A 26190-nucleotide genomic window follows, 5' to 3' on the forward strand; every position below is an offset into this window, starting at 1 on the left:
CAAATGTCTGACCCCGCAATCCCCCCAGCTGTCACCGAAGACGAGGCGGCTCTTTGCACCCCGTTCGTCAAATGCCTCGTGCGGCTGATCCGTGCTCAGGATTCCTATGGCTCGTGGGAACGCAAAGCGGACGCCGAGCTGCTGGGCGACTTCATCATTACCAAGGAACAGCGCCGAGCGATCCCGATCATCGGAGATCCCGATCCGGACGTGCTGTGGAGGCTCCACAAGTACTACGCCGCCATCGGGCTTGCGATCGAGGAGCGCTGCGGCCTTATGGCATCGCCGATGATCCAGGTGAGCCATGAGGGTTTTGGTCGGGTGCTTTTCACGACCGGACGGTTGGTCGTTTTGTCCAAAACGCTGCGCGATGTCCACCGGTTTGGCTTCGAGACGCTCCTGAAGCTCGCCACGGCCGGTACGAAGCTGGTCGACGATGGGATTGCAGTCATCGAAGCCTTTCCCCACGTGGCGCTGGCATGATGGGCGCGATTTTCGAGAAAGGCCATCATGACGGAACCGAGAAACTTTGTTGGCCAGCCCCCTCGATCCAGGGGCTCGAGGCCGACCAGGTTGCTGGGGTATCGCTGATGAAGAAGCCGCTGGTCCTGATCTGCTCGCAAGATGCCGAGTTCTATCTGCTCTACAGTCACATACTGGAGGTGGACGGTTTCAGCAGTGAGACGGCAGACGGCGCGAAGGCTGCGCTGGCCTTGGCCGACCAACGGGAGCTTCAGGCCGTGGTGCTGGATTGCGACCCAGCCAGCATAAACGGGCCCGCAATTTGCGCCCACCTCAAGCGGGAACCGCGCACCACCGACCTGCCCATTATCGCCCTGATCGCGCCTGGCGCCGAGCACCAGCACCTCGATCTCTTGAAGGCAGGCGTTGAGAGCTTTGTGCGGCCAGTGGCTCCGGCCAAGCTGCTCGACTGCCTGCGGGCGAGGCTCGGGCTGACCAAGCGTGGTTCGAACGGGGTTGAAAACGGCAGTTGGATTTGTTGTGGAGGCCTGGAGATGAAGCTCGATGCCCGTCGGGTTCGCGGTAATGGCCACGACATCCATCTCGGACGGATCGAGTTCAACGTGCTGCGGCTTATGATTGAGGCCCCCGGCAAGGTCTTCAGCCGGGACGAGTTTATCGGGGCGGCTTGGCCGGCCAACATTCATGTCGGTGAACGCACCGTCGATGTCCATATCAGCCGGATCAGAAGGGCGCTGAAAACGGCCTTGCCCGGCAGCGTCATTCGCACCGTCAGGTCGGCCGGCTACTCGCTCGAGAAGCCGGACGACTGAAATCGGTGGTCGAATGTGGTGCCGCTCTCTCTTCCTCCGCTGAGAGCGGTGTTGCCGCTTTGAGACGCTCCTAACGAAGACCAGGAGAAGCAGGCAAATGGAATTTAAAAGCATATTCTGTGTGACGGGTGCTGATCATTCTGATGAGGACCTCACAACAGCTGCCGGACTGTGTGCCGAGGTCGGCGCGCACCTATCCGTACTGATTATACCGCCTCCATTGCTCTTGATGTCGTCTCCGCCCCTCGAGTGGGGTACGGGACGTGCACAGGCAATTGCAGTACCGAATTATCGATTTCAGCAAATCGAGAAATTTTCACAGGACGTGACCAGAATGGAAAGACGGTCCGCGGATATCCTCAAACGGCTGAAAGCTATGTCGCTTTCCTGTGACGTTGACACCGACTATTGCGATCCGGCTAGCCTCGGTGAAGTGGCGCGACAGCGGGCGCTCTGCGCTGACCTGACGATCGTTGGAGCGGACCTCCTCAACGATGAGACTCTCGGACCTCCTGTTGTCAACGGCTGCTTGTTCGATAGCGGAAAGCCGGTGCTCATCGTGCCGAAGGGCGCTAAGGCGACCCTGTCGCCTCGACGCGTGCTGGTCGGCTGGGATTCGCGCGTAGAGGCCTCGCGTGCGGTTCGGGAAGCTCTTAGTCTCCTATCCGCTGCTGAGGAAGTTTGTGTCGCTATGGTCGATCCGAAGGCGCAAAACAACGGGAAAGGTGCGCAGTCTGGAGCAGACATCGCTGCCTATCTTACTCGGCACGGTGCTCGGGTCTCGGTTGACCTGCTTAAGAGCGCCGGTAAATCGGCGGCCACAGTGCTGACGCAGCACGCGGCCGACACCTGCGCCGACATGATAGTCATGGGTGCTTATGGCAGCCGTGGGCTGCGTGAGCGGATTTTCGGCGGTCCGCCGAGCTGGAGCTTTGAGAAGACCACATTGCCGCTGTTTTTGGCTCGCTGATCAGTTCCGTAGCAACACCGATCAGGTCGTAGGACCGCCAACCAGTCCGAAGTCGTCGTCGGTTACCGGTCGGATTGCGGAGACATGGCTGGATCCGCGAACATCTTGCGACGCTTTTCAGAGCCAAACCGGACGCCTCGACTGCTTCAGGACGCTCTCGTGCATCCAACTCGTGCGAGATCGTCTGTAACGGGCAGTAAAGACGAACGGCTGCAGCAGACCGCAGCCAAGCCACAGGGCGGGTGTACCAGGGGACCCCCACCTCGGGGCGCGAACCCTGTTGGCCCCTGATCAGTACCCGGACGCGGGTCAAATCGGCGGCTGCCCCCTGTCAGGCCTGCGGTGTGCAAGGGCCGCTGCCGCGGAGCTTCCTCTGCCCGATCGTCGGGCGTGCGACAATGTCGGGTTCCAGACGAGCTGGAATTACGCGAACTCGTTGGTTTGACGTTTTCTTTATCCGGCACGCTGCATGCATGGGAGTCTACGAACGCATTACGAGCCGTTATCCATGGTTACGCCCCTCGAAGAAAGAGCCGCTTCCGTCGTAACCGGGAAACAGCCAATCCTGGGGTGGAGGCAGCCGCTAGGAGCCGCCGTAAAATCCGGAGAGCTGCGCGACAGCATCACACGCTTTCCTTCCGCTCTTGGGTTCGGATGATGCGGTGCCCGCTGTCGATGTCGCCCATTGAGCCCAAGATCTGGAAGGCCGCGCAGGCCTTTTGCCTTCCTCTCAGTCGGGACCGCGGCTCAAGGATGCCTGTGAGGTTCGCAATGCTCAATGCCTGGCGGTCGCCGCGCACATGCCGCTGAGTTGGAAAACACTCCTAGAGGAGCAAGGATAAGTGGACCTCTTTTGCATTGGTATCGGTGCTGGGCCGTCTAATTTGAGCCTTGCGTGTCAGATACAGGAAGAGATTGCGCAAGGGGCACTGTTCCTGGATCGGCAGGTTGATTTCCGCGGACATCCAGGCAGCGCTTTCGATTGCGCGGAGCTCCAGGTCGGCCACTTCCAGGATCTGGTTACTCTGGTCAATCCGCGATCAGCCTACACATTCGTAAACTACCTCCACGAGAACGGGCGTCTTTACCATTTCCTCAATGCGCAATTTCACGGGGTGCTCAGAGCCGAGTTCGCTCAATATCTCAACTGGGCGTTCCAGAAGAATCCGCTTGTCCGTGGCGGCGAGGCCGTTCGCGAAATCCGCTTTGACGGCGAGTTTCGCGTGCGGACGGACAACGCGGTCCTTGATGCGAGAAACCTCGTCATCGACATAGGCAAGCAGGCGCAAATTCCGCCTCAGTTTCATGGCTGGACTGGACCCAACCTGTTCCACTCATCTGAGTTGGCCCACATCAATCCTGAGGTGCAAAAAAAGCATGTCTGCGTTGTTGGCGGCGGACAGTCGGGAGCCGAGCTGCTGCTGCACCTTGTCGGCCGGCCGAAAGAACGGCGGCCCGCGGCGATCACTTGGGTCTTGACGCGCGAGATGCCTTTCGACGACCACCCGTTCACAAACGAGCTGTTCACGCCTTGCTTTTCGGATCGTTTTGCGGCCATGAGCGAGGTGCATCGCCAGCTGTTCCTGCGGCGTTTCGCGCTTGCCTCCGACGGGATTTCAGAAAGCACGTTGCGCGCGGTCTATCAGGCGCTCTACCACCACGCCTTTCTCGAGCCACACCAATGCGACATCACACTGCGGCCAAGTTGCAACGTGTCGCGCTGCATCAACGCAGGGGCGGGGCACAGGCTCACGCTGCAGCGCGGCATGGATAACATCGGAGAAGTAACCGCGGACATCGTCATCCTGGCCATGGGGTACGAGAACGCGCTGCCGGACTTCCTGGAACCGATCGCAGATCGCCTCGAGCAGATCGGCAATGAGCTCGCCACCGGCGAGGATTTTTCGGTGTACTGGGACGGACCGCGAGACAGACGCCTTTTCGTTCAGAACGCCTGCCTTGGACAGCGCGGGCTGGCTGATCCGAACTTTGGCCTGCTGGCCTGGCGAGCGCGCCGCATCCTGGACAGCCTTCTGGGGCGCCCGCCATGCACCAATCCCGAGCATCTGGGCTTCATCAGCCGTACGTTGATCGAGCGCCGGCCCGACCTCGTAGCCGAAGAAATGGGCAGCGGGATATAACTGGTCTACTATTGTTCATTGGCGGTGGCATCCAGGGAATGATGTACGCCTTCGTTGCGGCGAACGCGGGAGCCTTAGCCCAGATCATCTTGACCGAATAAGCACTCGGGCCCTGAGGCACATCGTATATTCTGCGGACGTTTCCCCTACGCTCGTTAAGTCCTTACGTTCACTCGAAAGAGTGCGGTAGCCTCAGCGGCCATGGCTGAGCCCGCGCTCAGCGGGGAGGGTCCTTGCCTTTGGCGATGCATGTCGTGGCTGGACCCGGTGAGTTAGGTGAGTCCGGCCCGGTCTACCCAGCCCCTGCGCCCGCCCCGAAGCCGCTCGCCCGCTCAGCGCTATCGAGGGGGCGCTCGCGCGGCTTCGCTGACCGCCGCGTTACAGCGTAAGGACGCGACCCCAGTGAAGGCATACTCCAGTGTCGCCAATCCCGTTTGGTTGGCCCGCCGCAAGCCGGTCTTCCAACCAAAGGCCGAACTCGCCAATTCGCCAGCCAACTCCACCAACGATTGTCTAAATCCGCTACCCAGGGCGGTTCGCTCGGGCTCGCTTGCTTGAGCACGGCACAGACGGGATCGCGAGCATGATGCCGCGGAATGGGAACGCATCATGCTTGGGCACGAGGGCCCGTGCCAACGCGCATCGCGCCAATCGGCGTCGTCACGTCCGAGATTCAGCACCGGCTGCTCGGCGCTTTTACGCTCGCATCATGGGCCGGCATGCCGCTGGCGATCCATGACGCGATGCCGCCGAGGCTGCTAGTTCATGGAAAGCGATAAGCACTAGATTAATGGGCAACCTCGTCGGGACCGAAAAGGGCGCTAAACCGGCTGGCTAGATCGATCCAGGGTGCCGCGTCTCCGCGCTCTGAAGCTATTCGAACGACCGTCGCCAGATAATCGGTAAAAGCCTTCAGTCTGATGGCGCCTTGCTCAGAAAGGTGGTCAATGGCGTCAAGCGGCTGGTGAACGGCAGCCAGCATATGTTGCACCAAAAGCAGTGAGGATGGGCAAGGGCAGTCGCTCTTACTCGCGAGGCGCCTGCACTCGCTGCAAAGCGGCGGAATGTCCTCTAAGGCTAGGTCGCCGGAAAGCCGTTGTATGAGATTGTCAGTGGCGTTCCACAAATTCGCTCGCATGCAGAACGGAATGCAGCGTGACCCCATGTTGGGCTAGCAGCGCCGTAGCTCCCTCGTCGCGGTCCACGAGGCAAGCAGCGTCACCTACAATGCCCCCGGCGCGGCGAACCTCTTCAATCGCCTTCAATATCGACTTGCCGCTTGTGGCAACGTCGTCAACGATCAGGACGACTTTTCCCTCGAGATCTTCTTTGGGCCCAAGACCTTCAATCACGTCCCTTGTGCCATGAGGCTTTGGAGTCTTGCGAACGAAGATCGTGTTTATGGGTTTGTTCATCGCCGAGCTGACAGCTGCCATCGATCCGATTACGGGGACCGCTCCCATTTCAAGGCCGCCGACGTACTCTGCTTTCACTTGCTCAGCGATTTTTAGGAACTCAAGAGCGGCAAGTTGCGCGCCTCGCGCCATCATCATGGTAGGCTTCATATTGAAATAGATGTCGCTCTCTATGCCCGACGAGAGCGTGTAGCGTCCGGATCGAAAAGAGCGCTCACGGACGATTTCGCGGAGTTCGTCCTTGTCGTGTTGGCTGGAATCAACTGGTCTGAATTTTGCCAGTGCCGCCATAGATCTGACCTCGCCCTAGGGAAAAAATTGGGTGCGGCATGCACCTAGTCACTACCGCTATGTGGCTTATGCAAGTGTTCGCGGGGTGTGTCAATTAATGTCAATACCGGTGCGACCGTTTCGCGCAGATTTTTCCATTATCGTTATTGGGTGCCTAAAGCGTGATCACGGGTTTCCCTACGGCTGGGTAGCGTTGGCTACCCGCCCTTGCCCGATCTCGGCAGGCACGGCTTTTCTCGATGCGGGCCGTCTCTTTGAGGATTTGGGCGTTTCATCCTCGTCCGCTCGAGTTCCGCCTCGCTCGGCCCCGTTTGCGCCAGCTTCTTAACCAGGTTGCGCATGAGGTGAGCGTTTCGGCCGCCATGTCGGCCCGTGTCGCTCTTGTGATGACGAGTGGGCAAGGCCGCGCTTTTAGTGCAACCTCCTCGTAGAGGCGCGAGAGGTAAAGTTCGAGCCGCCGAGAATTTTTGTCATCAGCACCGCGGCGCAACATTTCGGCTCGCTTCATCTGACGACGGTAAAAAGCAAAGTTCAAGGTAGGTCGTAGTCCACCTCCCCTGCCGGCCGAGTCTTTACGGCGATATCGGCGACAGGGGCGAGCGTCTGCCTCTGAGGCAGACGCCGAACAGCAGGCCGAGCCTTACACTGATTTTGGTGACATTGAGTTCGCCGACACCCGTGAGATGGAGCCTATCACGGGCGGGAAGCGCCTTGTGGCAGAACTCGACAAGCGGCGCTACGTTCTGGACGCCGGCGTTGCTGACAGGACATCGAGGCGCCCGAAGGTTTCGATTGCCTGCATCAGCCGCGTTCCACCTGCCTCTCACCCTGGCAACCATTTTTCGTCAATCGATCGATCCCGGACGCCGTTGTTGGACTTCGCTGTGATCAAGATCCGCGGACCACTCTTGCTCCCTCGCGGGCGAACCGCGCTTTCGTTGCCGACCCCGCTCGCGGCTTCGGCGATCACCGCCACCTTGTCGATAAGCCGGCCACCGGCTCCCCGTCGCGCTGGTTCAATAAAATATCATTGTGAAAGTTCATGGTTTCTTCCTTTCCGATGGCGAGGCTCGGCTTCCGCGAGATAGTCGTGGACGACCTTCCCGAGCGCGAGCGTGAGATCGGCGACGAGGTGTACGGCCGAGACTACTTCCAGCACCGGCAGTTCGGCGACGGGGGCAAGCGCATGCGACCAGAGGTTCAGGGCTGCCGGGCCGGTCCAGGCGCCTCTCAGATCGATGTCCTCCAGGTGGTATTCCACGAGTTCGCAGATGCGCGGCGTGCCGTCGACATGCGGGATGATTTTGAGGAGGAAGTTCGGGTCGGCGAGCGAGGCCTTAACGCTCGCAAGGTCCGCGGCCCGGTGCTTGTAGCCCATCGTACCCGTCGCGACGCGGACCGGGCCGTAGTCCAGCGTGCCAACAAGCGTGTCCGTCTCTGTTCGGAGCGTTGGGCTGGCGAGCTTCTTGGGAAAGCCCCACAACTCGCGTCCGCCCGCTGTCGGCGGATGGTCGTCGAGAAACATGCAGTGGGTGTAGCTCCCCATGCGGCCGCAGAAGGAGACAGGGATGACCTGTCCGCTTTCCGTGTAGTCGCCGAAGCCCGTCGAGTCCGGCATGCGAATGAACTCGAATTTGACCAGAGGCTCGCACACCTGAAGCGGCTCCGGCACAAGGTCGCGCAGTTTTTGCGGATCGGTGCGATATGTGATGATCAGATACTCCCGGTTGCTGAAGCGATATGGGCCGGGTGGGTAGGCCGGGCTGGTCAGGGGCATGGCGAAAGCTCTCCCACGGACGGTATCTTGGTGCATGTTTGAAATTCCTTTGTGCTGGCTCAAGTGGGCTTAGATAGGTCTCGATGATGGCGGCGAGGCTCTCCGAGGTGCCTTCGTTAGCCTGGATGCATGGCGTGATCGCGCGTAGCCATTTTGCGCTGGGCAATTGCCTCGGGGCGCACTCATTGTATGGTCGCGGACGCGGTTCCATGGGTCCGGTTGTGGTCGAGAGGCAAGATTCGAGGTAAAGTGATTTTGTTCCTCATTTGAAGGCGCTGCTTCCCGTCTGCTCTCGTGGTAGGAGGAAGTGGAGTGGCGGCCAGCTCCGATTTCGCCTCATGGCGGGGTTTGCGGATCAACGCGCACGCGCCATGCCAAATGAGAAATCGTCGAGGCAAAGCGATAGATCTTGCTCAGCTACGTTACGTATCCGACGTTGTCGGACATCGGATAGCGCCGAACGGGACCGCTTGCGGATTGGGAGGACGTCTCGTTCTTTTGCGCAAGAGGACCTCCGCCCCTCAGGCAAATAGCTCCGACCGGGGCGCTATGCTTCACCACCGTCGGCCCGGGAAGTAGCGCTCTTTATGCCGAGGTGTTCTCCCACTGGAGGCCGCGCATTCGCCATCATGTGAAAGAGTTCTACCTGCTCGACGACCAGAAATTCTCGACCAGCCGCGGCCATGCGGCTAGGGCAAGGAGGCTCTGGGCCCAAAGGCAGGTTGACGTCGTGCGTACCCATTCGGCGCTGGTACGCCCGCAAGGTGAGCTGGACGCGCTCCGCCGGGGGAACGAGCCATTTCAAGGGATCTTGCGATATCCGTCCTGTTACCCTCGCCGTCTTTACCGGTGTGGTTCGAGGCGCTAGTCAGCGTGACGCGCCTTGCATAGTGCCCGATCACCCGACAACGCCTGTGATCCATCGCGAGGAAATACAGCGGACCTCATTTGCTGGCAGAATGCCTATCCGACCCAAGTACCTTCTAATGGCGGCTGGCTATCCTGCGGCGCAGATTACTGCAGTCGCGCTCGAACGTGGGCAGGTAGCGTCGCTCGACGCCTGGCTGCAGAAGTGGAGGCATCGAAGGGCATCCGATACATTGGTGCAGCATTACGTGCTGTCGGGACTCAACGCCGCGCTGATTGAGCCCAATGCCGCCGACTTGGCAGCCGCGTGGTGATTTATGTCCACGAGGCAAGGATCCACACGCGGCGGTGGCGGCACGAGGACCAAGCCGCCCCGCACTTTCGACCCGGCGCCAAAGTGCCACTGCTCGAGGACGCCGGCCAGTCTAATGACAGGCGAGCCATCCAAGCTCTCACCTGTCCTAAAGCGGCTGGCTCAAGAGGGCGAAACCCGACAGCGGCAGAAGACATGTCAGGTTCACGACTATCGGCCGTGTTTGGGCTCGTGGAGAATTTTCAAAGCATTCCCCGCCGCTTACCGGAGCTGAGAGGGGTTGGCACGCCCATTGCTGCTTGATGGGCGGCAACACTGTGAGAGGGCTGAATCGCATGCAAACGCGCAAGACGAGCGATGGCTTCCTGATCCGTGTGTTGCGATTCTGACAGAGAAACCAACTACGCATAAAAGCCACGAAAGGTGTGGGTAGCTTTGGATAAGAACATCATGGAACTGCGTATGGGGTCCCCGGCTCCTCCGATCAAAGTGGAGAACTGGCTGCGTGGCGAGCCCATCACGAACTTTAAGCCCGGCAAGGTCTACCTCGTTGAATTTTGGGCGACTTGGTGCGGACCATGTGTGACGGCCATGCCGCATTTGGTTGAACTGCAGGAGAAACATGCAGACAGCGGATTTGAGATTATCGGAGTCGCAGCTGGCGAACGGGCTGCAACCGCGGACGAGGCACGTACTAAGGTGGATGCCTGGCTGACCGAGAAGTTCTCGAATCTGAATTATCGTATCGCGTTCGATTACACTGGCGAAATGAACAAGCTCTGGATGGATCCCAGCTCTTCGATCGGGATTCCCACCTCGTTCGTGGTCGACCGCGACGGCCACATCGCTTTTATCGGCCACCCGGCGGAACTCGATGACGTTTTGCCGAAAGTCCTTAACGGCAGCTGGCGCAGCAGCTACGAAGCGAAAGCCGCCGATGCAAAGCGAATCGCGCGTAACCAAAGTATAGCGCGCGAAAGGTCGCTGACCCGGCCGATATACGCCAAACTTAGGCCGGCGATGCAGGACGAGGATTGGACAGCGGCACTATTGGCCATCGAAGAAGGCCTCGCCGTGATGCCAGACTCTTTTCATTTTCGGGAGATTCATGCGGATCTTCTGCTTCACAAGCTGCGCGACATCAAAACCGGCTTGCCGCTTATGCGCCAATTGGTCGAGGACGCGATCGACAAAAAGTTCGAAGCGGTGTCTTGGATGGTCATGGCGCTGAACCAACTCTTCGATCCCACGATCGATAACTCCCATCTTCCGCATGATGATCGCTTTGCGATGGGCAATGAGCTCTCAGAACAGATCCTGGAACTTAATCCTCCGCAAGGCGACGGGCCCCTTAAATTCCTTTGGTACATCCCGGTCGCTCAGTATTATTACGAGAGCGGCAACAAGGATCGCGCGGTCGAGTTGATCGAGGTGGCAATCAAATCGCTGGACCACCCGGAGCCAATGCCGGACCACACCAAACAGCACTACCTCACCCCGTTGCTCCAAGCCCTGGCCAACTACACGGGTGAGCCCGCCTGTCATGCAGATATCTGTGTGGCTCCGCAAAATGAGGCTTTCGAAACTCAAAACGCAGTCACTTCCTGAGCAAAGATCGCGAAGGGGATGACAATTGGAATTGAACACTGGCCAATCCGCCCATCGAGGCTCGCTTCGCAGCAAGTATGTCGATGCAGCAAGGGCGGGCGGCTTGCGGCAGGGTGGATTTCAATTGCGTTGACCACCGGTCGGATCGCGGCGCAGACGATGTGCGCCGCGAATTCGCGCCGTAGGTCTCGCACTCGTGGACATGTCGAGGTCGGCCACGGGGCACTCTTGGGTGGGGTTGGGCCGCCCAAGCCATTCGTCGGCCACGAAAGTGGGCCCGGAGTGGGCATCGCAGGAAAAGGAAATCGTCCCTCGAAGACGAAGACTGAAATGAGGAACAACGAAATGCCTCATGCACCGGTTGGCCCTGCTGTCAACAAGGACGAAGAAGCCCTTGCTCGCCCGTTCGTCAAATGCCTTCTGCGGCTGATCCGTACTCAGGATTCCTTCGGCTTATGGGAAGGCAATTCGGACGCCGAGCTGCTGGCCGAATTCATCATCACCAAGGAACAGCAATGTGCGACCCCTCTCATCGGCCATCCTGATTCGGACGCGCTGTGGAGGCTCGACATGTTTTACACCGCCGTGGCGCTTGCGATTGAGGAGCGCTCCGGCGTGTCGACGTCGCCAATAATTGGAATGAAACCCCTGGGGGCTTCCGGCGGTTGGTCGTTCTATCGAGACGTCCACCGGTTCGGCTTCGAGACTTTCCGCAAACTGGCTGAGGCCGGTACGAAACTGGTCGACGATGCGACTGCAGCCATTGAAGCCTAGCCCGAGATGGCGCGCATCAAGAAAACCATTGTTCCAGGAAGGATCTATGTCAGACCTAGATAAGATGAGGAAGAAAGTCCGAAAGCTCCAGTTGCGTGCAGCTATTGCCAAGATGGCATTGCAGGACCTTGTCGAGGGTCTGCCGAAAAAGTGGGCCGACATACAGGAAGTCGCCGAGAAAACCCACGCCGTTTATGCCGAGTTGGATGTTGCCAAGAGAGAACTCGCTTCAATGAAGAATTTAGGATGATGCGCACATTCACCACCCGTGACGGCTCCATTTGGATGCCGTTGTACCTGACCTTCATCGATAGCAAGACCTGCATCGGCTGCGGCCGTTGTTTCAAGGTCTGCTCGCGTGATGTGATGCATCTTCACGGCGTCGATGACGCGGGTGAAATCCTCGGCCCCTGCGATGACGAGGACGACGATTTCGACGGCGAGCTCAATCGCATGATCATGGTTGTCGCCAATGCCGGCCGCTGCATCGGCTGCGGAGCCTGCGCCCGCGTCTGCCCCAAGAACTGCCAGACCCATGTTGCGGCCGACGAGCTCGCAGCATGATCAGGCCGAAAAACCAGGAGAACGGCGTTGCACTTCACATCCTTTTGTCGGCTCCTGGGGCTGGTCCTGTGCAGCAATGCTTTGATTGTTTACGTCGCTTTGGATTCGCTCCGTCTGGCAGTCGTCACGACGCTGGCCTGTTCGCTGCTGCTTCAGGCCTGCTATTTCGGCAGCGTGCTCTTTCTGATCTGGCAGTCTAGCCGCGCTCGTGGAACTCGCCTCAGCCGCCAGCATGTCGATGGTTCCAGGAAAGCTTGGTACCAGTCGTCTGACTCTGATCAGCTGCGGAATGAAATTTCAGCTGTGTCCCGGCTTGGTCGAATGCCCAGCATGCGCTGCTGTTTTGATGCGCGGATGACAGGATCAGTGCTCAGCCCCACACCAATTTTGGTCACGCTCTCATGACTGAGCTGATCGTATAGGGAATCTGTGTTCGGCTAAGACGCGACCACATTCGGTTTGTCCTTAGGCCGGGAGATGCGGGTGGTTGGTCGATTAGGCACATAAGAGTCATCGCAGCACGCCGGATGCGGTCTGCTTGTCGCAATGACAAACTCGGTGCTGTAATAACGATGAACGTCTTCTTCACCCGCTTCGAAAGACGGGTGGCTTTGATCACACATACCCTTGGGCTGACCGGTGCGTAGCCGGTTCAGGTACTTTTTTGCTGGAGAAAGCATGCTGGAAAAATTCGAACGTTATCCGCTCACCTTTGGGCCCACGCCGATCGAGAGGCTCGACCGCCTCGGCAAGCATCTGGGCGACAAGGTGGAAATCTACGCCAAACGCGAGGACTGCAACTCCGGTCTCGCGTTCGGCGGAAACAAGCTGCGCAAGCTCGAATACATTGTGCCCGACGCGATCGCGTCAGATGCCGATACGCTCGTCACAATCGGTGGCGTGCAGTCCAACCATACGCGCATGGTCGCTGCGGTCGCCGCCAAGATCGGCATGAAATGCCTCCTGGTCCAGGAGAGCTGGGTCCCGCATGATGATGCCGTCTACGACCGGGTCGGCAATATCCTCTTGAGCCGCATCATGGGGGCAGAGGTGCGCCTGGTTGACGAGGGCTTTGACATCGGCATCCGCCGCAGCTGGGAAAAGGCACTTTATGAGGTCAAGGCAAGGGGCGGCAGGCCCTATGCGATACCGGCCGGCGCCTCTGTCCACAAATACGGCGGCCTGGGCTATGTGGGGTTCGCTGAGGAGGTGCGCGCCCAGGAAAAGCAGCTTGGGTTTGCCTTCGACTATATCGTCGTCTGTACGGTGACTGGTTCAACCCACGGCGGCATGCTCGTCGGGTTCGCCAAGGACGGTCGACAGCGCAACGTGATTGGTATCGATGCCTCCGCCATGCCCGCCAAGACCAAGGCGCAGGTGCTTGGCATCGCCCAAAATACAGCGAAGCTCGTCCACCTCGGAACGGAAATTGTCGAGGCAGACGTGGTGTTGCTCAAGGACTACGCGTACCCGGGTTATGGCGTTCCATCGGAGGAAACCAAAGAGGCAATCCGTCTGTGCGCGCGGCTCGAGGGCATGATTACCGATCCCGTTTACGAGGGCAAATCGATGCAAGGGATGATCGACCTCGTCCAGAGGGGCTTCTTTCCAGAGGGATCGAGGGTCCTCTACGCACATCTAGGCGGCGCGCCGGCGATCAACGGGTACGGCTACACGTTTCGCAACGGCTGACATTCCGCAGACTACGATTCCCCGTCCTGCCGTACCGGACGTGCATAACACCGTTCAGCGCTGGGCCGGAAAGGCCGAGGTCAATTTCGCGGACGTCGATGATCTGTAGAACTGTTCATTCGCTCCGCAGAGGGCCGGCGAATCCAATCTCGTCCTAGGGCGTTGGCCGTAATCGAAAGACACGAGGCCGGCGAGTTCGTGCTCAGCTGCCACTCTGGTAGCAAGGGAACGGAATCCAATCCCCCGGAGCAAATGGCGAGAGTTGAGCGAAGACTGCGGTCGGAGCTCCTGCGCTTCCGGGTCTGCGAGGGACGCCTTTGCGAACCGAAGGGAGTTTGATGCGTTGACGTGCTGGCGTGCGGCAGGTTGGGCCAGCGACAGGGCTCCCAGCCGGCCGGGAAGCACCGCCCTCTTCAATGTGCGTTGACTTCGCTTTCTTTGGCGAAATGTGGGTAACGGCGAGGGCCGCACACTTCCCGGACCCAAATGACCGCCGACATTGCCGCCCTTTTGGTGCGTTCGCCGTGAGGCGCGACAATTCGGTGCCGGCGTGTAACTGCGCGCATTCGCCGAAGCTTAGACGTGGTGCATTCCCGCCCGCCCGCTCGGCGGACGTTCCGGCCGTGGTGGTTTTGCCGGCCGTAACGCCCCCCGCTCGTCGGTAAGGCCTCACTGCCACACGCCTCTCCGGCAACGGCTCGGCGCATCGCGCAACCCGGTTGGCGATCAGGCAAGGCCTTTCGCTAGTTCCAATGCCTGCCGTTCATATAGGCGGCGGTAAATGCCACCATCGATACCGACCAGCGCCGCATGATCGCCGTCCTCGACAATGCGGCCGCGGTCGAAGACGAGCAGACGATCGAGCGCGCGGACCGTCGACAGCCGGTGTGCGATGACAAGCGTGGTCCGACCAACCATCAGCCGATCCATCGCTTCTTGAATGAGCACCTCGGATTCCGAATCGAGGCTTGACGTCGCCTCGTCCAGGATGAGGATCGGCGCGTTCGCCAGGAAGGCGCGCGCGATCGCCACCCGCTGGCGTTCGCCGCCTGAGAGCTTTAAACCCCTTTCGCCGACCAAGGTCCGATAGCCCTTCGGCAGGGGCGCGATGAATTCGTGTGCACTGGCCATTCGTGCCGCTTGCTCGATCTCGGCCTGGCTAGCACCAGGCCGGCCATAAGCGATGTTCTCGGCTAGCGACCTGTGAAACAGGATAGGCTCCTGCTGCACTATTGCAATCTGCGAACGAAGCGATTCTTGGGTCACCTCGGAGACGTCCTGGCCGTCAATCAGGATCCGGCCGCCACTCAGGTCGTAGAGTCTCTGGATGAGCTTCACGAGTGTTGTCTTGCCGGAACCGGAGGGACCAACCAGCCCGACCCTCTCGCCAGCTTCAATCGACAGCGAACATTCGCTGTAAAGCGGCAGGAGATGGTTGCTGTAGCGGAAATGGACGTTCTCGAAAACAATGCGCCCCTTTGTGATCCGGATCGGCTTGGCCGCTGAATGGTCGGCAACATCCAGCTGCTGATTGTGGATGGCGACCAGTTCTTCTATTTCATTAACCGAGCGCTGCACGTTGCGGACGTGCACGCCGGTATCACGCAGATAGCCCTGGAGGACGACGAGGGACGTGAGAACATATGCGATCTCGCCAGGCGTTGCACGTCCATCCGACGACAGTAAAAGGGCATACCCGACCACCGCCATCCTGAGAGCCACCAAAGTGACACCTTGGGTTGAACTAATTGTCGTTCCGCGCATCCAAGCCCGGCGCGTGCGGTGCCGCCATTTGGTAACGATCTTTGCTAGGCGCTCGTCTTCGCGGCCCTCGGCGCCGAAGCCCTTGACCACAGCGTTGCAGCTGACCGCATCCGCAAGCGCTCCGCCGAGCCTTGTGTCCCACCCGTTAGCAAGGCTCGCCGCCGGCGCGACATAGCTGAGCGACAGCGAAATCGCAAATGCAAGGTAGATGATAGCGCCGCACGCAAAGATCAGGCCCATGACCGGCCAGTGCCAGCCGAGCAGCGCCGTCGAACCTACCAAAATGATAAAGGACGGGAGCAGCGCGATTAATATAGTGCTGTTTAGGAGCTCAAGCGCCCCCATGCCGCGTGTTATCTTGCGCACTGTCGAGCCGGCGAAGCTGTTCGCATGCCAGTCTGTCGAAAAGCGCTGGAGGTGATAGAACGCTTCGTTCGCGACATCGGACATCATCTTCAGCACCAAGTCGTTCAGGCCAATCAAGGCGACGTGGCGAATGGCAATGGCACCGAGTGCTAGTGCAAACGGTACAGAGAAGGCTGCAAGGACAGTGTCGCCTCGGAAAACAGCGTCGATGAGACGGCCTGAATAGAGCGGCACCAGCACGTCAGCCAGCGTGGAGGCGAGCATCGCGCTCATGATGATCGCGAGCCGGGCCGGCTGCCGGTTCCAGAGGTGGACAGTAAAAGTAAAGACGTCGCGACAAGTGGCATCGCGCCCATGGACGGGGAAGCGTTTCATGGTTTCCAAGCTGGCGCATCAACACGCTCGGTCCCAAAGAAGTTAAATGACAAAGCTGGAATTTTCGACCTCCCCCACACAGGATCAGTTTGGCGGGCAGCTCCTGCCGCCTCGCAACGGTGGGCTTCAAAAGTCGTGCCAACTGAGCGGGACCAGCCGCACCGGCAGGTTACCGAGCCTGGAGAAAGTCAGCTGGGATCCAGTCGAATACGATTGCTACGGCTATCCCAAACTCGAGGGAGATTGCAAAAGAAAGGCCGATGCTATCGATGTAAAATTGTTCTTCTTTATGCTTTAAGCGTGTTTGGCGATCATCACCTGGTGCATCACGTTGCCTCGATCAAATAAGTACAGTTGCAACGCAGCTTTCTCACGTGCCCGGCGCTTAGGTGCTGATTTCAAAAACGCGCCGCGAATACTTTCCTGCCCATATTCCGTCAATCGAATGCTCGACTGTCGGATTGTGCGCTCCCCGACACAGTGCTGTTCGGTTCGCCTCCTGGGTACCTCGCTCCAGTCGGTTTACAACCTGAAGAAAGCTCCGCTCGCAAGGTGGCACGACTCTTGATCGTACGTCTTTAGGTGGCGGAAGAAACTCCGGCTGTCGATTCCCATACTACGCATGTTGCGATGCTGGGCTGGAGCTGCGCACCTGAGGACGCAACTGAAGGAGAGATCGTGGAACTCCCGCGGATCGAGTTAGGTCTATTCCTCGACATGACTGATGATATCGCGCAATCCGAACAGTTGTTCGAACTGTTGTCCGCGTTTGCGCTGAAGTTCGATTGCCCGTGGATTGCCTATGGCCCGCTCGCATCAAAACAGAGGGTTTTCAAGCCGAACCGACAGGATTCTGTGGTGATGTGGAATTATCCTGCTGAATGGCAGGAGCGCTACTCAAGAATGGGCTATGCCAAAATAGACCCACTCATCAAGAAAGGTCGAAAGGAGGCAGGGGCCTTTCGATGGAGCGAGGTGTATACCGATGAAAGCATAACTGAAGATGGACGCCGCGTCCTGGACGAAGCAGCAACATTCGGCTTGAGGTCAGGCGTTACCGTCCCATTACATGGCCCTGCTGACAGCTTTAGGTTTATGAGTTTTGCTCAATCCTCGGACTGCGAATTGCAAAATAGAGCGATCACCTACCTGCAAATGGCCGCGCTACGGTTTCATCTGAGGGTTTTGAAGCTCGGCACTCCGACTGAACCGGAGCAAATTTATAAGCTCTCTGCGAGAGAAATAGAGTGCATTTATTGGGTGTCGAAAGGAAAATCGTCATGGGAAATAGGAACTATTTTAGGCAGATCACGAAATACGATAGATTTCCATTTAAAAAATGTAATGCGGAAGTTGGATGCGACCAGCAGAACGGTAGCTGTTGTAAAAGCTTTGGAACTTGGGATTATCGAACGGCAGTAGGTTGCGCAGCTAGTTCTCCGCCCGTAGTAGCGCGAGTGATAGCCGAGACGCTCCGGCGTGCGCTCGCTCTTCGAAGCATCCAGCGCATCGTCCATCTCGGCCTCGAGCACCTCCTGCATGACCGCGCGGATCACCTCGTTCAATCTATCCGGGTTCCAAAGCAGAATGTCTTTGACGGCAGCGCTGGCGGTCTTACTTTCTGTCTTGATCATGGCGGCGTTCCTTCCAGGGAATCGGTGACGTTGAACACCACCCTGTCATGACCGCCCACTCTCAGCGAATTTGCAGAACTCAGCACGCCATTCCGTCTTAAGCGACTGACGCATGAGTGATGTGTGTCCAAATCTGACAGCCGTCAGAAAACATGTCGGGTTCAAAACAGCGGAGCGTCTTGGGCCTGTCGGGCTTTTCGAAGCCCATCACGCAGTAACTGCGCGCCAGGCGCACTGGCACGGCCTTTGCTGGTCGAGGTGCGGCAATATAGGGTGAGGGTTGACCCGCATGAGAACACGGAACTCGCTCGATGAAAGGGGTGATCGACCTCATCCAGAAAGCTTCTTTCCGGCGGGTTCGAGGGTGCTGTGCGCGCATCTCGGCGATGGGCCAGCGATCACCGGTTGAGGCTACATCTCCGGAGCGAGTGATGCCTCGAAAGATGCAATGCTGTCTCTGGTCCGACGCGCTCGAAGTTTGTGAGGAGTCGGCCCGGCAAATCGGCGAACCGGGCGGCTTAGGCTGCCAAAAGGGTAGATGGCCGCGTTGCCTCAGTAGATCAGCAGGCGGTGCCAGAAAGCCAAAGGCACACCATCGTGGCGCTTCGACGTAAGTAGATGGGAGTCGTCACCAGTGATTTTGCCGGAACTTCGCTTAGCAAACACAGCCGGCAGGGTTTTGGAGATAACGACGACCACGGGATGTGTCGTAGGATGTTCATATTGTCCCCAGGACAAGTTCGCGGTCCGGCAAAGAAAAGTGTCTCATGCGAGTCATCTGGGTCTTGAAGATTTCAAGCGGTGTCTAGCCCGCGTACCGGCTTCCGTCGACATTGGTTTTGCGGGATACTCCGAACCTTGGCTCAATCCGGACTGCACCGAAATGGTGGAGCACGCCTTCGCCAAAGGCCATGGCATCAGGATTTTTACGACGCTGGTGGGAATGAACGGGCAGGACCTGCAACGATTGCAAGCCTTGCGCTTGGGCGTATTCGTGGTTCATGTTTTCGATGATGGCACCTACATGAACAGCCGCCTGGTCGGAGACAAGTATCGCGATCTGGTTCGTCAACTCGTCGACGCGGATATCCCCTTGATCCGGTTCGTGGCTTTGGGCGAGCCCCACCCAGATATAGCCGACATTATTCCTACCGAAGCACTGATAAAAGCGCGGCCCATGAGCAGTAGGGGTGGAAGCGTCGACCCTAAGATCGTTGCACCACGCCAGCCAGTGGTCGGAGCCCTAACCTGCGTGGACGAACGGCAGTATCGGAATGTTCTTCTTCCAAACAGCGACGTTACCCTGTGCTCCATGGATTTTGAACGGCGTCACGTATTGGGCAACCTTCTATATGAGGGTTACTCCGCTCTGTTTGAAAAGCCAGTTTTTCGCGAAATCGTCGACCGCATGAATGGAGCGGATGGTTTTCTGCTTTGCAGAATGTGTGAATTCGCCGACCCAAACGACCGGACCTGAGCGGATGCCGGCCGAGAGGGCGTACCTGGCAATCCGGATGGCCCCACGGCACATGCACCTGCCGGCGACGCGATCGTGTTTTCACGTTACGCGAGCATGATCCCGTAGGCGCGGCAGTGGGCCTCGACCATTCCGAGACGAGTTCATCGAAAGTGGTCTTCGGCTTCCAACCGAGCTTGTCGGCCTGCCTGCCTTGAGGTAACGCCGATCACAGGTCAACCTCGGTCGGACGGAAACAGCGTTGTCGATCCCGATCAGCGCTTGATTGCTTACTCACGGCCCACCTCGTCAACGCCTTTACCCTCCCAGACTATCTCCTTTTCGACTCGCCTGAAGGCAGCAGCCCCAGCTGCGGCCGGGGATGGTTGCCGTCGCGGTAGTGGACGTTCTCGAAACCGATTCGGCCCTTCGCCAGCGCGTCTCTCGGTTGCTTCCGCCTGGCCTACAAACGGGCTTTCCGTCAAGGGCGCCCACGGCGGCCCGCCCTCTTGACCCGGCGGCTCGGGCCAATCATCTCGCGCAAGAGATCGGAATCCGCAGTCTTCTCCAAGAGAGCGCGGCTTTCGCTCTGTCATCGGTCATCAAATAGTTTCTTGAATCAGGTTGGTGTCCGCAGCCCGAGGTTGAACGGCGAATATTGATGGCCGCCGCAAAGCCGCTCGCTCGCTACGGCGCTATTGAGGAGCGCGCTCGCGAGCGGCTTCGCTACCGCCGAGCTACACAACCTCTGGCGACGCGACCCTGCTAATCGTCCTTGGACCCATTCATTGTCCGGAGGCGCTATGGGTAGCGATGGGTGGGTACGTCAACTACCTGATGCCATAGTAGCGGTGCTTTCGCGGAAGCTTTAGAAACCATCCTGTTGCAGCACATTCTCCGAAGGCATCCGAATGGAGGGCAACGCAACCCAACAATATTCGATGAGGATCCCGGCATCACCAGACCAACCAAAGCTTCCTCCGGCATTCTGCTCTCAATGTTAGATGACGAACATCTACCGCAAACCACTAGCCATTAAACAGCTCTCTTCTTTGAACGACCTATGTGCAGAGGACTCAATATGAACACCGACCCTTTCACGGCCCATGAGTCCAACGTTCGTCGCTATGGCCGGTCGTTTCCCGCGGTCTTTGCGAGGGCACTTGGGGCCACCATCTGGGACGAGTCCGGTAACGCATATATCGACTTCCTAGTTGGGTCCGGGGCGCTCAATTACGGGCACAACAATCCGGATATCATGGCGCCGGCGATTGAATATCTCGTCGGTGAGAACATTCTTCTGTCACTTGATATGCATACGGCGGCAAAGCGTGACTTCATTGAAGGGTTCGTCGATTGGATCCTGAAACCCAGAGGTCTTTCGTACAAGATTCAGTTTCCCGGGCCGACCGGCACGAACGCCAACGAAGCGGCGCTGGCGCTGGCGCGAAAATACACCGGCCGCTCGAGCGTCATGGCCTTTACGAATGCGTTCCATGGCATGTCGCTCGGCTCTCTGGCGGTGTCGGGCTCGGCCTCAACCAGGGAACTGGGCGGCGTTGCTCGCCACGATGTGATCCGTGTTCCCTATGACGGCTATCCGAGCCAAGCTTTCGATTCCGCCAGTTACATCGACCACGTTTTGAGCGACCCGGGGAGCGGCATAGAAAAGCCTGCCGCAATTATACTGGAGACCATCCAGGCAGAAGGCGGCATGAACGCCGCGTCCGCGGCTTGGCTCACGGAAATTCAGCGCATTTGCCGTACTCACGGCATTGTTTTTATCGTCGACGATATTCAGGCGGGTGCGGGCCGAACTGGCGACTTCTTCTCATTCGAGTCTGCAAAAATCGAACCGGATATTGTGTGTCTTTCTAAGTCCCTAAGCGGTTCAGGTAGTCCGTTGTCCATCGTTCTGATTCGACCCGACTTGGACATATGGAAGCCCGGAGAACATAGCGGGACCTTCAGAGGAAACAATTTCGCCTTCGTGACGGCAGGAGCCATGTGCAAGATGTGGTCGGATAGGAAATTTACTGCAGGTGTCGAGCGGACAGCCGTCAGGCTGCAAACGCACCTCGATCGCCTGGTTGCGAAATTTCCAAGGTACATCGAACAGAAGCGCGGCCGCGGTCTGATGGCCGGCCTGAAATGCCGTTCACCGGCAGTTGTCGGCCGCGTGCACGATGTCGCATTCGAAAATGGCCTTCTTATCGAATCCTCGGGGCCAAATCGCGACGTTATCAAAGTCCTCCCGCCGATAACCATCACCGATGCCGAACTCGATCGTGGCATCACCATCCTTGAACACGCACTACAGGAGCAAGACAATGCCTAGTCAGATATCTCAAGTGCCAGCCATCTCGCCGGTTTCGATCAAAGAACGGACCGGGTCGATCAACACGGCGGAGATCATCTCGGTCCTGAAAGGTGAGCTCACCGCTCTGCACATCAAGCAAGCTTTCAGCACCGAAGTAGCCGAGGAGATCACTACGAACTTTATTGGAAGCTCCGGTCTCAGAGAGCGTAAAGATGGTGTGCCCGGACAATATGTCGGCGCATCTCACTACAAGAAGGATGCAGCCACATATTTCGCAGACGCCGAAAACGCGCGGCCGTACGTCGATGCCCTTTTTAAGAATTTGGTTGACCCGGTTCGGGCAGTATTCGGGGCGTTGAAGCGAGAGCTTCACAACCAGGGCATCGAATTGCGGCTGGCCCGTTCCGAACACGGCCAGGCCAATGTTTGTCGCGCTCTCAGTTGGTCAGGCAGTGGCACGTTTTCCTTGGATCCCCACGACGATGTCGCTCAAGTCTTACGTGCTGGCGATGATTACGAGCTTTCTGCGGTGGCGCACAATACGGTCGCAGCGCTCAACCTCTATCCCAGCATGCCCGAGAACGGGGGCAATCTGAGGCTCTGGAGCCATAAGCCGACAGTTGCGGACCGAAAGTCGCAGGGTGTGGAGACCACTGGATATCCCTATTCGGCAGCCTATCTTGAGGCCGTCCCGTGCCGCGAGTTCCAGCTCAAGGCCGGGGATATCGCCCTAATCGATGGCGGCTTCGTTCACGGGGTTACCGGTCAATCAGGCGACGGAAAGCGTCGCCTGGTGCTGAATTGCTTTTTCGGATTTGCCCGGCCTGATCTTGTTCTCTGGTGGACCTGAAATAGGAATGTCGCAGCGACCGACCGGATTTAGCCGGCAGTTAAAGCGTGAACATCCTTCGTCACGGGGGACTTGCCACGGGTTATTTCCTCTATCTGCAATTAGAGTCCATCCTAATTGATGTAGAAAGAAGATCACTCGTGGCGTGAGTTCCAACGAGGACATCGTTGCTTGCAAGGGGCCGGCCTCCGAAGCAGGGAAAGAAACATGGGATCGTCGCACGAATTCTTTCTTGCGAAGCGCGACGACTGCGGCGTCATAGCTTTGACCGGTTGAAAAGCCATTGACCATCCCACTGAGATGAACGCCTTGGATCCCTCGCCTCCGGCCCCGTCGCGTGCGTAAAGCGTCTGCCCTGGTAAGTCAGCACGGTAGAGATTGGGCCGGAATATTCTCATGCATCATGGCGCGCCACCTCCCGTCGAAAGCACTATCGATCTCGCCGTGCCAAGACCGATCTCCCCGCGTGACTTGACCTCGCTATCCGCGGCTGACGGCTTGGGTGGAAGGCACCATCGACACACTTTAAAGACGGCTCAATATAATAATGAAACAATCTTAGATTCTCAGTTTTTGAAAGATTTCTCGAAAGGTCGCTCCGATTGAGTGAAAGCTGGCCTGATTCCTGGTCGCCCCGCAGAGGAGAGGCCGAATACCTCGCGAGCAATTGCCAGTCTGTCTTACGGCGGGAAAACTCAAACGTCAGTTCCTGTCCGGTTGGCTCTTGAAACAGAAGTCCATGACGGCAATAAGCTTCGCATACCAGGAAAGAACTTAGCGCCACCCAGGAGGTCAAAGTAGGCGAAATCACCTATAATATTGATGTTGTTTAAAACATCAGAACGAATTTGTATTATATTTTTAACGTATAAGTTCTTGAGTGGTCCCCCAATAACGTGGTATTGATCCCACGAGTTAACTGGATCAGGGGCCTCATTCTTTTATTTTACTTAGGCAGAAACTGAGTTGCGAGATTTTCCAGGAGCCCAGCAGGGGGCGCCGATACAGACGGAGGATGACTATGACCACGCTACCGCAAATCTCATTGGCGAAACTGTCTGCCGATGCGACGCGACATCAAGAGCAACAGCGCTTGCGCAATGCATGCGAGGTGTACGGGTTCTTCTACCTTATCGAGCACGGAATCCCGAAGGAACAGATCGCGGATGCCATCGACGCGTCCCGGCGGTTCTTCGCGTTGCCACTGGCTACAAAGGAACGCTTCGGTCACGCCGCACAAAACGTGCGCCCCACTATCGCACGTGGATACAGTCCGCTGTACGGCGAAATCCTGCATCCTGAGGCCGGCCGCGATCCAAAGGAAGTGTTCGATCTCGGAATCGACAACGAAGGCGATCGGCGTCCGTTTGCGGGGAGCACACTGTTTCCGGATGAGGCTTTGGCTCCTGGTTTCGCGCGAAGCCTGCTTGCCTTGCAGGCTACCGTGCTCCGCGAGGTCGTCCCGCAGCTCGGAACCGCGCTTGCCGACGTGATCGGTTTGGAACAGGGCTGGTTCCAACGGTATTTCAGCCCGCCGACGCTCGAGCAACGCGTAATCCGGTATCCAGCTCGCGGCGGCACGTGCGCTAAGCACACCGATGGTGGCTTTTTCACGCTGCTGCTGCAGGAGGAACTCCCCACCCGGTCGTTGCAGGTGTGGTTGCGCGGGCGCTGGATGCCGGTGCCGAGCCTGCCCGACAGTCTCGTAGTCAATTTGGGCGATATGCTTCAGGCTTTGAGCGACGACCGCTTCAAGAGTACGCCGCATCAGGTCGCGCACAATGGTCTGACCGACCGAATTTCGCTTCCCTTCTTTATCTATCCCGACGTCGACGCGCGCCTGACTTCGCTGGAAGGGCGCCACACCTTCAGTGTCGCGGAAATGATGCTGCGCAATTACGAGTCAGTCGAGACCGGGAATGGCGCCGGGCGCGCCCGAGAGTTGCAGTGAGTGTTTGGTTTTCCCAGGCGTGGGCAATTACTGGCGACGACGCGGGGCACCTCGGCCAATATGCCGGGGGAACTCAATCCGTCCACGTCGCGCGTATAGCGCGGCGGCAATGCGCTTGGGACCGACCCCGACACCAATGTTCCGTTAGGCTGCATCTGCCGCGGGCTTGGCATCATTTTCGTTCATCTTTCTTGCAGCGCTTCCCCTGAGAGGGGGGGCTGGCGCAAGGCGACGTGACGCATTTCGAGTAACGGCGCGTGAATCTGCCCTGAGAAACTTAAAGGACAGGAATATTGGATGTACCTGAGGCGCGATATCAGCTATACGTTGCAAGCAACCCAGAATTGGGTCAGCGATCTGGCGTGGAGACTACGTTGGCATGACCGCGAGCAGGTTTTCCGAGCCCTGATTGCGACACTTCACGCCCTGCGCGACTGCCTAGGTCGCGACGAGGCGGTGTACATCGGTGCCCAGCTGCCAGCCTTACTCCGCGGCTTTTACTACGAAGGTTGGCACCCCGGCCGCCGCGCCATAAACACAAAACGGATCTCGTTTCTCGACCGGATCCACGAGGGCCTCCACCGCGACCCGGCAGTGGATCCGGAAGAGGTTGCCCGCTCGGTTCTGAGCCAATTCGCGGGCCGTTTGTCTGCAGCAGAGATCCAAGAGGCCAGGGCTGCCACTCCAAAACCACTACATGATCTTTGGCCAGACTGAGAGACGTCTGCCCATGAGCATAGAAACATGAAGCCATCGGCTTGGGAGCCTTCGACCAGGAAAGTCGCCGGCGTTTCCATTTCCGCCAAAACTGGCGGTAAGGGCTCGAGGCCACCGTTTTGAGAGCGCATCACGGCCCCAGGCCCACTTGAAAATTGGCCAATCCCAGACCCATCGAGCCAACAAAAGCGACCGGAACTCTGAGCTGCATAATTCGACCGCTGATCCTGCTGCTCAGTGAAGGCTGATGAAAGACCATCGCGGAGCCAGTGAGCGCCTCCTCGGCTTCATCCTGCTGACACCCAGCCGCCAGAAGGCGTCGCTCTTCGCCGAATTCTAACACTATCCCCGTGGGGGACACTCGTCACATCAGCTCTCTTTCAGTATGGCATCACCGATGTCGCTGGCGACACGATGCCGGAATTTGCCGCTCCAGTTGAAACACTGAATACTCCTATTGGGTAATCAAAGAATGCTCGTCTGGCTAACAAGACAAAGTTACGCCTATATAATACGTTTCCAGCAAATGCAGCCCACGTATCTGGTAGGTCCCCGAAGGTAGAAGACAAGCTATCATCGCGGGAGAGGAATTGGCTAAAAGGAATTTTAAGACGCATCCTTGCGATTTGTCGGTCTTAGCGCGGGAGCTGCGTCGTTATCGGTCGTGCGTGGGGCGGGGGCAGGTGGCGATTGAGGTCGCATCAAGAAATGCGATCCTCATAGGCAACCAGGAATCGACCTCCGCTGTCGACTTCTTCGAAGCCTATTTTTGCGCTCAGAAGCCCAAAGGCGGCTTTCCTAGGAAGACACGTACGAAGCGTTTGATGTTCAGTACTAACAGGAACCGGCGGCGATCGACAAGCATGGCTACTTCAGAAGTGATCAAGAATTTCATCGATGGGGAGTGGAGAGATTGTTCGTCTGGCAAACGGATCGAGGTTGATGACCCTTCAAACGGAGAGACGGTAGCGGTTATTGCAGAGGCAGGACCTGAAGAAGTGCATCTCGCCGTTGCTGCCGCCGACCGTGTCTTTCGCGACCGCGTTTTGA

Annotated in this window: 21 protein-coding genes and 4 pseudogenes; 20 read left to right on the forward strand and 5 right to left on the reverse strand. The window is 58.1% G+C overall.

The window, feature by feature from the left end; translation table 11 throughout:
- Window positions 1–3 precede the first annotated feature (3 nt).
- The 4 genes from NMG46_RS26145 (at window position 4) to NMG46_RS26160 (ending at window position 4406) form a co-directional block, all read left to right on the forward strand.
- Window positions 4–483 (forward strand): NifX-associated nitrogen fixation protein, encoded by a 480-nt coding sequence (locus NMG46_RS26145; protein ID WP_254820255.1) that lies wholly within the window; start codon window positions 4–6, stop codon window positions 481–483.
- A gap of 107 nt (window positions 484–590) precedes the next feature.
- Entirely contained in the window at window positions 591–1295 is a 705-nt protein-coding gene (locus NMG46_RS26150) for a response regulator transcription factor (RefSeq protein ID WP_236378829.1), read from the forward strand.
- Window positions 1296–1392: 97 nt separating this feature from the next.
- The gene (locus NMG46_RS26155; protein WP_127399748.1) at window positions 1393–2265 is read left to right on the forward strand and encodes a universal stress protein; all 873 of its coding nucleotides are present in this window, start codon (window positions 1393–1395) and stop codon (window positions 2263–2265) included.
- An 842-nt stretch (window positions 2266–3107) separates the two neighbouring features.
- Window positions 3108–4406 carry a lysine N(6)-hydroxylase/L-ornithine N(5)-oxygenase family protein gene (locus NMG46_RS26160; RefSeq protein ID WP_254820256.1) on the forward strand — a complete coding sequence of 433 codons (1299 nt, stop codon included), beginning with the start codon at window positions 3108–3110 and terminating at the stop codon, window positions 4404–4406.
- 1109 nt (window positions 4407–5515) lie between these two features.
- Here NMG46_RS26160 and pyrE read toward each other — a convergent pair.
- Together pyrE and NMG46_RS26170 are read right to left on the reverse strand one after the other, a co-directional pair.
- Window positions 5516–6112: an orotate phosphoribosyltransferase gene (gene pyrE, locus NMG46_RS26165; RefSeq protein ID WP_029356507.1), complete on the reverse strand. Its 597-nt coding sequence runs from the start codon at window positions 6110–6112 to the stop codon at window positions 5516–5518.
- A 1027-nt stretch (window positions 6113–7139) separates the two neighbouring features.
- A complete protein-coding gene (locus tag NMG46_RS26170) occupies window positions 7140–7925 on the reverse strand; it encodes an acetoacetate decarboxylase (protein ID WP_029356505.1) in 786 nt (261 codons plus the stop codon).
- 950 nt (window positions 7926–8875) lie between these two features.
- Here NMG46_RS26170 and NMG46_RS26175 point away from each other — a divergent pair.
- From NMG46_RS26175 to NMG46_RS26205, 7 genes are all read left to right on the forward strand, one after another.
- On the forward strand, window positions 8876–9070 hold the full coding sequence (locus NMG46_RS26175) for a hypothetical protein (RefSeq protein WP_254820257.1): 195 nt from the start codon (window positions 8876–8878) through the stop codon (window positions 9068–9070).
- A gap of 449 nt (window positions 9071–9519) precedes the next feature.
- A complete protein-coding gene (locus tag NMG46_RS26180) occupies window positions 9520–10677 on the forward strand; it encodes a TlpA disulfide reductase family protein (RefSeq protein WP_254820258.1) in 1158 nt (385 codons plus the stop codon).
- Between the two features lie 330 nt (window positions 10678–11007).
- The gene (locus NMG46_RS26185) at window positions 11008–11451 is read left to right on the forward strand and encodes a DUF269 domain-containing protein (RefSeq protein ID WP_245493164.1); all 444 of its coding nucleotides are present in this window, start codon (window positions 11008–11010) and stop codon (window positions 11449–11451) included.
- A gap of 46 nt (window positions 11452–11497) precedes the next feature.
- Window positions 11498–11701, forward strand: coding sequence for a CCE_0567 family metalloprotein (locus tag NMG46_RS26190; protein ID WP_128167322.1), 204 nt, complete (start codon window positions 11498–11500; stop codon window positions 11699–11701).
- Complete coding sequence (fdxB, locus tag NMG46_RS26195; RefSeq protein WP_254820259.1) at window positions 11698–12015, forward strand: ferredoxin III, nif-specific; 318 nt, start codon at window positions 11698–11700, stop codon at window positions 12013–12015. Before NMG46_RS26190 ends, fdxB begins: the two co-directional genes overlap by 4 nt.
- A 27-nt stretch (window positions 12016–12042) precedes the next feature.
- Window positions 12043–12420 (forward strand): exopolysaccharide production repressor protein, encoded by a 378-nt coding sequence (locus NMG46_RS26200; protein WP_126057659.1) that lies wholly within the window; start codon window positions 12043–12045, stop codon window positions 12418–12420.
- Between the two features lie 273 nt (window positions 12421–12693).
- Window positions 12694–13707: a 1-aminocyclopropane-1-carboxylate deaminase gene (locus tag NMG46_RS26205; RefSeq protein WP_128204860.1), complete on the forward strand. Its 1014-nt coding sequence runs from the start codon at window positions 12694–12696 to the stop codon at window positions 13705–13707.
- 55 nt (window positions 13708–13762) lie between these two features.
- Here NMG46_RS26205 and NMG46_RS30055 read toward each other — a convergent pair.
- Both NMG46_RS30055 and NMG46_RS26210 read right to left on the reverse strand, forming a co-directional pair.
- A pseudogene (locus NMG46_RS30055) lies at window positions 13763–13961 on the reverse strand (7-cyano-7-deazaguanine synthase); the annotation flags it as partial.
- A 472-nt stretch (window positions 13962–14433) separates the two neighbouring features.
- Window positions 14434–16212, reverse strand: coding sequence for an ABC transporter ATP-binding protein (locus NMG46_RS26210; RefSeq protein ID WP_126057661.1), 1779 nt, complete (start codon window positions 16210–16212; stop codon window positions 14434–14436).
- A gap of 46 nt (window positions 16213–16258) precedes the next feature.
- On the opposite strand from NMG46_RS26210, the gene NMG46_RS26215 reads away from it, so the two are divergent.
- Both NMG46_RS26215 and NMG46_RS26220 read left to right on the forward strand, forming a co-directional pair.
- A complete protein-coding gene (locus tag NMG46_RS26215; RefSeq protein ID WP_128167329.1) occupies window positions 16259–16510 on the forward strand; it encodes a hypothetical protein in 252 nt (83 codons plus the stop codon).
- Window positions 16511–16890: 380 nt separating this feature from the next.
- Window positions 16891–17634 (forward strand): LuxR family transcriptional regulator, encoded by a 744-nt coding sequence (locus tag NMG46_RS26220; RefSeq protein WP_128167331.1) that lies wholly within the window; start codon window positions 16891–16893, stop codon window positions 17632–17634.
- 17 nt (window positions 17635–17651) lie between these two features.
- Here the strand turns inward: NMG46_RS26220 and NMG46_RS26225 are convergent.
- A pseudogene (locus tag NMG46_RS26225) lies at window positions 17652–17846 on the reverse strand (transposase); the annotation flags it as partial.
- A gap of 305 nt (window positions 17847–18151) precedes the next feature.
- Here NMG46_RS26225 and NMG46_RS26230 point away from each other — a divergent pair.
- The 7 genes and pseudogenes from NMG46_RS26230 to NMG46_RS26260 all read left to right on the forward strand — a co-directional run.
- Window positions 18152–18255, forward strand: a pseudogene (locus tag NMG46_RS26230) (aminocyclopropane-1-carboxylate deaminase/D-cysteine desulfhydrase family protein); the annotation flags it as partial.
- A 351-nt stretch (window positions 18256–18606) separates the two neighbouring features.
- Window positions 18607–19323, forward strand: coding sequence for a radical SAM/SPASM domain-containing protein (locus NMG46_RS26235; protein WP_240992583.1), 717 nt, complete (start codon window positions 18607–18609; stop codon window positions 19321–19323).
- Between the two features lie 1060 nt (window positions 19324–20383).
- Window positions 20384–21640 carry a diaminobutyrate--2-oxoglutarate transaminase gene (ectB, locus tag NMG46_RS26240; protein ID WP_127323358.1) on the forward strand — a complete coding sequence of 419 codons (1257 nt, stop codon included), beginning with the start codon at window positions 20384–20386 and terminating at the stop codon, window positions 21638–21640.
- Window positions 21633–22472, forward strand: coding sequence for a hypothetical protein (locus tag NMG46_RS26245; RefSeq protein WP_127315234.1), 840 nt, complete (start codon window positions 21633–21635; stop codon window positions 22470–22472). The genes ectB and NMG46_RS26245 overlap by 8 nt, the downstream gene beginning before the upstream one ends.
- 1021 nt (window positions 22473–23493) lie before the next feature.
- Entirely contained in the window at window positions 23494–24423 is a 930-nt protein-coding gene (locus NMG46_RS26250; protein ID WP_127315233.1) for an isopenicillin N synthase family oxygenase, read from the forward strand.
- Window positions 24424–24720: 297 nt separating this feature from the next.
- Complete coding sequence (locus tag NMG46_RS26255; protein WP_127315232.1) at window positions 24721–25140, forward strand: DUF2267 domain-containing protein; 420 nt, start codon at window positions 24721–24723, stop codon at window positions 25138–25140.
- A gap of 683 nt (window positions 25141–25823) precedes the next feature.
- Window positions 25824–26190: pseudogene (locus NMG46_RS26260) on the forward strand (hypothetical protein); the annotation flags it as partial.

The organism is Mesorhizobium sp. LMG 17147 (assembly GCF_024297145.1).
In the GTDB taxonomy this organism is placed as follows: Bacteria; Pseudomonadota; Alphaproteobacteria; order Rhizobiales; family Rhizobiaceae; genus Mesorhizobium.